7 protein-coding genes are annotated in these 8,188 nt (G+C 71.9%); 4 read left to right on the top strand and 3 right to left on the bottom strand.

All coding sequences use genetic code 11. The annotated features are described in order from the left end of the window. Positions 1–36: 36 nt before the first annotated feature. Complete coding sequence (locus tag J2Z79_RS14825; RefSeq protein ID WP_209467668.1) at positions 37–564, bottom strand: hypothetical protein; 528 nt, start codon at positions 562–564, stop codon at positions 37–39. A gap of 126 nt (positions 565–690) precedes the next feature. On the opposite strand from J2Z79_RS14825, the gene J2Z79_RS14830 reads away from it, so the two are divergent. Beyond that, the gene (locus tag J2Z79_RS14830; protein ID WP_209467669.1) at positions 691–1,395 is read left to right on the top strand and encodes a DUF3794 domain-containing protein; all 705 of its coding nucleotides are present in this window, start codon (positions 691–693) and stop codon (positions 1,393–1,395) included. Positions 1,396–1,489: 94 nt separating this feature from the next. Further along, positions 1,490–2,965 carry a hypothetical protein gene (locus J2Z79_RS14835; protein WP_209467670.1) on the top strand — a complete coding sequence of 492 codons (1,476 nt, stop codon included), beginning with the start codon at positions 1,490–1,492 and terminating at the stop codon, positions 2,963–2,965. Between the two features lie 6 nt (positions 2,966–2,971). Here J2Z79_RS14835 and gmd read toward each other — a convergent pair whose 3' ends face one another. After that, positions 2,972–4,006: a GDP-mannose 4,6-dehydratase gene (gmd, locus tag J2Z79_RS14840; RefSeq protein ID WP_209467671.1), complete on the bottom strand. Its 1,035-nt coding sequence runs from the start codon at positions 4,004–4,006 to the stop codon at positions 2,972–2,974. A gap of 140 nt (positions 4,007–4,146) precedes the next feature. Between gmd and J2Z79_RS14845 the strand changes: the two genes are divergently transcribed. Continuing rightward, positions 4,147–5,019 carry an FkbM family methyltransferase gene (locus J2Z79_RS14845; RefSeq protein ID WP_209467672.1) on the top strand — a complete coding sequence of 291 codons (873 nt, stop codon included), beginning with the start codon at positions 4,147–4,149 and terminating at the stop codon, positions 5,017–5,019. Positions 5,020–5,031: 12 nt separating this feature from the next. After that, a complete protein-coding gene (locus J2Z79_RS14850) occupies positions 5,032–6,261 on the top strand; it encodes a glycosyltransferase (protein WP_209467673.1) in 1,230 nt (409 codons plus the stop codon). Positions 6,262–6,263: 2 nt separating this feature from the next. On the opposite strand, the gene J2Z79_RS14855 is transcribed toward J2Z79_RS14850, so the two are convergent. Next, a complete protein-coding gene (locus J2Z79_RS14855; protein ID WP_209467674.1) occupies positions 6,264–8,075 on the bottom strand; it encodes a MutS family DNA mismatch repair protein in 1,812 nt (603 codons plus the stop codon). Positions 8,076–8,188: the final 113 nt, after the last annotated feature.

Below are 8,188 nucleotides of genomic sequence, written 5' to 3' on the forward strand. Positions count from 1 at the left end.
TGCCACCCTATGCGCAGCGGGCCGGAGTGGTGGCCCTCAGGGCGAACGTCGCCCGCCCCCGCTGATCCTGACCCGAACCCGGTGGGTGGCCGTCTCGCCGCCCTCCTGATAAGTAGTGGCCGTCGCCTTCACCACCGCCCAGCGCCCGGGCCGGAACGGGCGCCCCCGATGCCGGGGAGCACCGCCCGCGCCGGACGCCTCCTGCGCCTGCGCCACCGCAACCTTCCCTTCACCGCCCTGGGTCCCGGTGGGCTGGGCTGGGTCCGCTCCCGGCGGCTCCCCACCCTCCGGCGCCTCGTCCCTGCCCCAGTCGATCTCGCCCGCCGGTTCGTCCTCGCCCGGCACCCCTCTCCGCATGAGCGCCAGGAGCGCAGCGATGGCCGGCGGCGGCTGGGGCTGGGAGTGTGGCGGCGGGCTGCTCCGCAGGTGAAGCAGCACGGCCGCGCCGGACAGGAGGGTGCCGGCGATGAGCAGCGCGACCGGGGCCGGCAGGGTGAAGAGGCCCCACAGGATCAGGACGCCGCCCGTCGCGCCCAGGGCGTGAACGGCCCATCGCTCGTACATGGCGTCACCTCCGAGCAGTCGCACCAACAGTCCCTCCATTATACAAAGTCGCGCAGCCCCGTGGTGTCATCCGCGCATGAAGACCGTATTATGTAGCACGACCCAGTGAGGAGGGAATAGGCGTCCATGTCCGGTGATCACAACACGGATCCGCAGTACCTGATGAGGCCGCAGCCCGACCCGGTTTCCATTGCAGCGCCCATCGTCTCGGGGCAGGGCGAATCCGAGGTTCTGGAGCGCATCGTCCTTGATCTGGCCGAGCTCGCTGCGGCAGGTGCCGGAGCAGGGCTCCTGACATCGGCTACCCTGGTCGCGCTCGAAGTCGTCGCGCTGTCGAAGCGCATCTCCATTACTGAGTGCGAGGTGTTTACCAACAAGGTTCTTATCAACGGCGTACTGCATAAGGACCTCCTCTTCAAGTTCGCCGCGATCACGCAACCCCTCGCCACCGACCTCAGCCTCACGGGTAGTGACTGCACGTTCATCCTGGCAGAGACCCTGGACCTGGTCATCGACTGCCCGTTCGGCGCGTGCGTCCCGGTTCCGGGTGCGTGCCCGGGCGACACCTGCCTGGTGCAGAACGCCTGCGTCGAGGCCGAGAAAGAGCTGCTCATCGACACAGACGGCGACGGCGTCCCCGATCAGTTCGAGGAGAAGGTGTGCATCCTGCTGCAGGTCCAGACCATCCGGAACCAGGCGGTGTCCATCACGCCGGCCACCATCATCCCTGGACCCGTGGTCCCCACATGCCCGCCCAACCCTTGCCCGAGCCAGGTCGGGTTGCCCAGCAGCGTCTTCATCACCCGGCAGCCAGGGGTATTCCGGGGTTGAGCAACGTGGCCCGACACCCAGCGGTGTCGGGCCACAAACCATCGTGGCGGTCCCGCCACGCAGGCCGTATTGCTGATCTGAGGAGTGAACGATCGTGGAGGCACTGCTCTTCCTGGGCGACCGGCCCGTCGAACGGATCGCGGCAGACGCAATTCCCCAGATCGCACGCGTCCTGCGGCTGGCCGGCCACCGGGTGCGTTGGCAGCCCGACGTGGGGTGCCTGTTCGTCGACTCCCCCCTGGAGGGGCGCATCATCGGCTGCCGGGCCCACGGCGATGCCCGCGGCGTCGCGGCGCAGTCGCTGGATGAACTGTTCCGCTGGGTCCGCATGGCTGGCGGGGTGCCGGCGGCGCCCGGGCTCGTGGCCGACGCGGTGATCCGCCTGGTGGCCGAGCCATGCGCGGCCCATGACCTCCCGTCCATCCTGGTCTCGGGGGGCCGGCGCCGCTGGTTCCTGCCGCGGCGCAGCGACCTGGTCGTCGCGGTGGCCGACTGCCTGCGCGACCTGGTCGACGTGCCGGTAGGGGTGATCTCCCGCCCGACCGACGGCGCCGAGGTGGAGGTGCGCATCAAGGTCCCGCCCGAAATCCGGGTGTCGCACGCCGTCGCGCGGGCGATCTGGCTGGCGCTCATGGCGACCTGCGGCCGTTCCCGGGGCGAGCGCGAGCCGTCCCACGCCTGGATCGTGCAGGCGCTGGAATGGTGGGAGTCCCGGCCGGCAGCAGAGGTTGTCGAACCGCTATCCCCCGCGCGGCCGGCGGCGCAGCCGCGCGCGGGCCGCCCGGGGCTGCGGGCGCCGGTTGACCCCGTCGCAGGCCGGCGGCCGCGCATCGTGTGGGAGTCGGAGGGGCGCGATCCTTCCCCGCGCACCCCCGTGCTCCCTGAGCCGGGCACCGCCGCAGAGGGGGCGCCGTCCGTGCCCTTCGCCGTCTTCGCGCCGGCGGCCGGACCCGAGGAGGCGGCCGCCGCCCAGGCTCCGGGGATGGACCAGGGGGGCTTCCACGCACCTGGCGATGCCATCGGCGCTCAGCCCAGGGCGGCGGGCGCACCTGTGGCACCCGCCCCTGCCCCCGCCGACGCCGGCCCGAATCCGCAGGGGGCGGCCGGTACGGCTGCGGATGCTCCGGCGGCGGCCGGTCCGTCCGCGGACGCCCCGACGGGGCCGCCGGCGGCGGTAGCCGGTTCTACGGATGCGGCGCCCAGACCCGCGGCTGCACCCGTCACGGCAGCCGAGGCGGCGCCGACGCCAGCGGCAGTACCGGTTGCGGCAGCCGATCCAGCGCCGAAGCTGGCGGCGCTCCCCGCTGCGCCAGCCGAGGCGCCGTCGAAGCCAGCGGGCGCCGGTGCACCCGCCGAGCCCCCGCAGAAGGCGCATCCAGCCACGGGACCGGCACCGTCCGGTGCGGCGGCCGAGGCGGCGCCGGGGTCAACGGCACCATCCGGTGCGCCCGGCGCGGAGACTGCGGCCGAGCCCGCACCGGCGGAGAGCACGCGCAGGCGGGTGGCCGCAGCATCGAACACCTTCCGTTTCCCCATCTTCGAACGCCGTTCTTCCGCGCCGCGCCGCTGAGATCCCTCAACGGAGCGGCACCCCCCGGGCCACGCGGTCCATGTCGGCCCGCACCATCATCTCCACCAGCTGGTCGAAGCTCACCGTCGGTGCCCAGCCCAGCTGGTGGCGAGCCCGGGTGGGATCGCCGATCAGGAGGTCCACCTCGGCGGGGCGGTAGAGCGCCGGGTTCACCTGCACCAGCAGCCGCCCGGAGGTGCGGTCGAACCCCCGGGTCCCGGCCCCCTCCCCCTCCCAGGTCAGGTGGTAGCCGGCCGCCTCGGCGGCACGCTCCACGAACTCGCGCACCGAACGGGTCTCCCCGGTGGCCAGCACGTAGTCTCCGCCCTCGGGCTGCTGCAGCATCAGCCACATCCCCCGCACGTAGTCGCCGGCGAAGCCCCAGTCGCGCCGGGCCTCCAGGTTGCCCAGCTCCAGCACCTGCGCCTGGCCGTGCCGGATGCGCGCCAGGGTGGCCGTCACCTTGCGGGTGACGAAGTCCATGCTCCGGAGCGGGGACTCGTGGTTGAACAGGATCCCGGAGGAGGCGTGCATGCCGTACGCCTCCCGGTAGTTCACCGTGATCCAGTGCGCGTACACCTTCGCCGCGCCGTACGGGCTCCGGGGGTAGAACGGCGTCTGCTCGCGCTGCGGGACCTCCTGCACCTTGCCAAACATCTCGGAGGTGGACGCCTGGTAGAAGCGTGCGTCGGGACGCACCTGCCGCAGGGCTTCCAGGAGCCGCGTCACGCCCAGGGCGTCGACCTCGGCCGTGTAGACGGGCATCTCGAACGAGAGGCCGACGAAGCTCTGAGCGGCCAGGTTGTACACCTCGTCCGGACGGACCTGCTCGAGGACCCGCTGGATGTTGCTCAGCTCCAGGAGGTCCAGCGGCACCTTGCGGACCTGTTCCTCCACCCCGAGCTCGGCCAGCCGCCAGAAGTTGGCCGAGGCACTGCGGCGGTAGGCGCCGTAGACCTCGTAGTTCTGCTCCAGGAGCAGCTTCGCCAGGTAGGCGCCGTCCTGCCCCGTGACTCCCGTGATCAGCGCCTTTCGTGCCATGCCCTCTCCTCCCCTCACGCCGTCGGAGGAGGATATGAGCGTGTGCGGCACCCTTATGCCGCCCTCAGGTAGACCGGAACGCACGATTCTGTAAACCCGGGCATAGAATGCACATGTATGTCGCTCGAGGGAGTGATCCCATGGTCCAGAGGCGCCGGCCGCGACTGATCCACCGCAAGGCCTCGAAGGTTCCGCCGCCCGTTCCCTACACCGCCTGCACGTTCACGGTACCCCTGCCGTCCGACGTCGCGGCCGCGGTCAACCGGCCGAGCCTCACCCTGCTGGGCGTGGAATCCGACATCAGCATCGTCGGCGAGGTCCGGCGCAGGGGCCGCTGGGAGCCCCACGTGATGGAGGCCATCGTCCGCTTCCTCCCGCCCGGCGGCACCTTCATCGACGTGGGAGCCAACTTCGGCATCCACGCCGCGCTGGCCGCCGCCCGCGTGGGTGACGCCGGCCGCGTGCTGGCCGTGGAGGCCTCGCCGGTCACCCTCGGCCTGCTGGCGCAGAACCTGGCGAACATGGGCTGCCCCGGGGCCGTTGCGGTGCACGCTGCCGCCTGGAGTCGGCCCGAAATCCTGCGGTTCCGCCACATCACGCAGGTCGTCGGGGGATCTCACGTCGCCTTCACCGGTGATGAACGCCCGTGGGACGGCGTGCAGTACCAGGTGCTGGGCGTGCCGCTGGACACGCTCGTCACCCTGGCGGGGCTGGAGCGCGTGGACCTGATCAAGATCGACGTGGAGGGCTCCGAGCACCGGGTCCTGCAGGGCGCCGCGGAGACGCTGCGACGCCATCGCCCGACTATGATCATCGAATTCAACCAGGAAACCGCGCGGTTCTTCGACGGACACACCGCAGAGGACCTCCATCGCCTGGTGCGGGAACTGGGCTACCGCATGGCCTTCCTGGACCCCATGTTCACAGCCCACGACGCCAACGACTACGCGGCGATGGAGCGTATCTGGCAGTCGCGCAATCAGGTGCTGGAGGTGGCTTGCACCCCCGCTTGAGGTGAGGACGAGATGGGAATCGGCGTGATCAGCACCTACCCGCCCCGGCGCTGCGGCATCGCGAGCGTCGCGTTCCACCTGCGCCAGGCGCTCCTGGCGGCCGGGGAGGACTTCGTCCCGGTGGTTGCGCTGGTCAAGAGCCCGACAGATACGCTCGCCGGCCCCGAGGTGGTGGCGCAGATCCACCAGCACGTGAAAGGGGACTACAGGAAGGCGGCGGCCGTCCTGAACGCCCTCCCGCTTCGGGCGGTCATCCTCGAGCACGAGTTCGCGCTGTTCGGGGGGCCGCTGGGGGCGCACGTGCTGGAGCTCCTCGGGGCCCTGCGCGCTCCGGTGATCACGGTCTTCCACACCATCATGGCAAGCGCCCCGCCCCAGATGATCGACATGGTCCGGAGGGTGGCCGCGGCCAGCGCAGCCGTGGTCGTCCTCTGCGAGCGGGCCCGGGAGCTGATCACCACCCGGTTCGGCGTTCCGCCCGGGAAGGTGGTCCACATCCCCAACGGGGCCCCGCTGCCGCCGGAGGGGAACAGCGAGGAGTGGAAGGAGCGGCTCGGCCTCAGCGGCCGCACCGTCGCCCTGACGTTCGGGCTGCTCAGCCCCAGCAAGGGCATCGAGACGGCGCTGGCCGCCGTCGCGCAGGTCGCGCCCGACCACCCCGAGCTGCTCTACGTCGTCGCCGGGGCCACGCACCCCGAGGAGGTCAGGCTGCGCGGGGAGGGGTACCGGGCCCGCCTGGAACAGCAGGTGGCCCACCTCGGCATCGGCGGCCACGTGCGGTTCGTGGCCCGCTACCTGACCGAGGAGGAGGTCGTCCAGTACGTGCACGCGGCCGACTTGTACGTCACGCCGTACGTGGTCATGGAGCAGACCTCCAGCGCCACGCTGGCCACCGCGGCCTTCCTGGGCAAGGCGCTGCTCTCCACGCCCTACGACTACGCGGCCGAGCTGCTGGCCGGCGGGGCCGGCTACCTCTTTCCCGCCGGCGACAGCGCCGCGCTCGCCCAGGGGCTGCGCCGGCTGCTGGACTCGCCGGAGGAGCGGGCGAGGCTCGGCGAGGCAGCCCGCGCCCGGGCGGCGGAGTTCGCGTGGCAGGCGCTGGGCCACCGGTACCGCCAGCTGGCCGATGTCCTGCCGACGCCACGCACGGTGCTGCAGCAGGAGCCGCCCATCCCGCCGGGCGCGGGCATCCGGGCCCGCCCGCCGCTCTTCCGCCGGGGACAGCCGCCTGGGGGAAGGTAGCGCTACTGCGCCTCCCCGGCCAGGTGGATGCCGGCCAGCCGGATCAGGTGGAGCGCGTTGCGCGTGGTGGAGACGCCCGGCCGCAGCCTGTAGTCGAAGCGGACCTCGTCGCCCTCGTAGTACTCCCGGAAGTGGTAGTTAACGATGCGACCGCCGCTCTCCCGCTCCAGTTCGCCCAGCTCCAGGTCGTGGGTGGAGACAAGCCCGAGCGCCCCGGCCTGCTGCAGCTGGGCGACGAGCGCCTTCGCCCCCTGGTGGCGGTCGTGCGAGTTGGTGCCCTTGAAGATCTCGTCCAGCAGGAAGAAGACCCGCTGACCGCCGCGGGCCGCCTCGACGATGCGCTTGATGCGCAGGATCTCCGCGTAGAACGACGAGATCCGCTGCTCCAGGCTGTCCGCCACCCGCATGCAGGTCCACAGGCGGAAGCGCCCGCAGGTGAACTGGGCGGCGCAGACGGGGGCGCCCGCGTAGGCCAGCACCAGGTTGACGCCCACCGTCCGGAGGAAGGTGGACTTCCCCGACATGTTGGAGCCGGTGATCACCGCCACCCGGGCGGGTTCCGCCAGGGCGAAGTCGTTGCAGACCCGCTCCGCCCCGATCAGCGGGTGGCCCATCTCCCGGGCGGAGAGGCCCACCGGGCCGTCGGCCACCGTGGGCATCGCCCAGTCGGGGTGCTCGAAGCGGATGTTGGCGAGGCTGGCCAGCGCCTCGATCTCGCCGAGCGTCTCCAGCCAGGTGCTCAGCCGCCTGCCGGACTCCCGCTTCCACGCCTCGAGGGCGATCATGCAGTGGACCTCCCACAGGAGCACGAGGTTCACCACGATGAACACCGCGTTGGCGCGGTCGGAGATGCGCTCCGCGAGCCTGAAGAGGCGGCGGATCTGCCGGAAGGCGGTCTCGCCTCCTGCGCTCCTCAGGCGGGCCTGCCGCTCCCGCAGCCACGGTGCGGCGAAGCGCCGGCGCTCCAGGAGCGCCAGCATGGCCGCGTAGGTGCTGAGCTGCCGCTCCTGGTGGAAGACGGCGTCCAGCGCGGCAGACCGCTCCGCCCGGCCGATGCGCAGGACCAGGGCGTGCACCGCCAGGCAGGCCGCGGGAACCTGCCAGGGCAGCACACTGACGGCCCAGAGCAGGATGGCGAGGAGGGTGAGCGCCGGCAGCGCCAGCGCGCCGTACCGCACCAGCGGGCGCGCGTAGGCCGGGTGGGACTCGCGGGCCCACGCGACCAGCGGCTCGGGCGGTGCGAGGCGCCCCTCGACCATTCGCGCCTCCGCCTCCAGCCGCTGCCGCCAGGCGAGGGCGCGCGCCAGCTCCGCCACAGCCTCCTGCCGGGCCCGGATCTCCGCCGGGTCCGGCGGCGGTCCGGCCAGCAAGGCCGCCAGGGCCTGGCGCCCCCGCACCGTGTGGGCCGAGCACACCCGCTGAAACAGCGAGTTCTGCCCGAAAAGATCCAGGTCGGCGGCGTACGGGTGGCTGTCGTCGGCGAACTCCGTCCCCCGGTCGGGGGACTCGCTCCAGCGGCCCGCTGTGCGCGCCTCACCCCGCCGGTTGAGTGCGATCAGGACCTCCGTGTACCGCAGCCTGCGGGTTAGGCGCCGGTGGCGCCAGACCAGGGTAGCGAACAGGATGAGGGCTGGCGCGGCCGCGGCCCAGCCGGCCAGCGCGCCGAAGGCCCGGTAGAGCAGAACCGCGAGCGCGAGTCCTGTGACCAGCGCGGCGAGCCGGCCGTTGCTGAGGCGAAGCGCGGCGCGCCGCTGCCGCTCGTGGAGTCTCTCGTAGGCCTCCCTGCGCCGGGTGTAGACCCGCTGAGGCTGCATGGCAACTCACCTTTCTGTAATCGAGTAGACCGTAGGGTCGCCCTACGGCCTCTCACAACACCGGACATGCGGGTCACGCATCCGGCGTTTCGTCAAGCACTCCGAGTCGATTC

The sequence above is a fragment of the Symbiobacterium terraclitae genome (genome assembly GCF_017874315.1).
GTDB lineage: Bacteria > Bacillota > Sulfobacillia > Symbiobacteriales > Symbiobacteriaceae > Symbiobacterium > Symbiobacterium terraclitae.

Excerpts from the sequence above, each read along its gene's own strand:
- J2Z79_RS14825 (WP_209467668.1), bottom strand. The coding sequence starts at position 564 with ATGTACGAGCGATGGGCCGTTCACGCCCTGGGCGCGACGGGCGGCGTC.
- J2Z79_RS14830 (WP_209467669.1), top strand. The coding sequence starts at position 691 with ATGTCCGGTGATCACAACACGGATCCGCAGTACCTGATGAGGCCGCAG.
- gmd (WP_209467671.1), bottom strand. The coding sequence starts at position 4,006 with ATGGCACGAAAGGCGCTGATCACGGGAGTCACGGGGCAGGACGGCGCC.
- J2Z79_RS14855 (WP_209467674.1), bottom strand. The coding sequence starts at position 8,075 with ATGCAGCCTCAGCGGGTCTACACCCGGCGCAGGGAGGCCTACGAGAGA.
- J2Z79_RS14845 (WP_209467672.1), top strand. The coding sequence starts at position 4,147 with ATGGTCCAGAGGCGCCGGCCGCGACTGATCCACCGCAAGGCCTCGAAG.
- J2Z79_RS14850 (WP_209467673.1), top strand. The coding sequence starts at position 5,032 with ATGGGAATCGGCGTGATCAGCACCTACCCGCCCCGGCGCTGCGGCATC.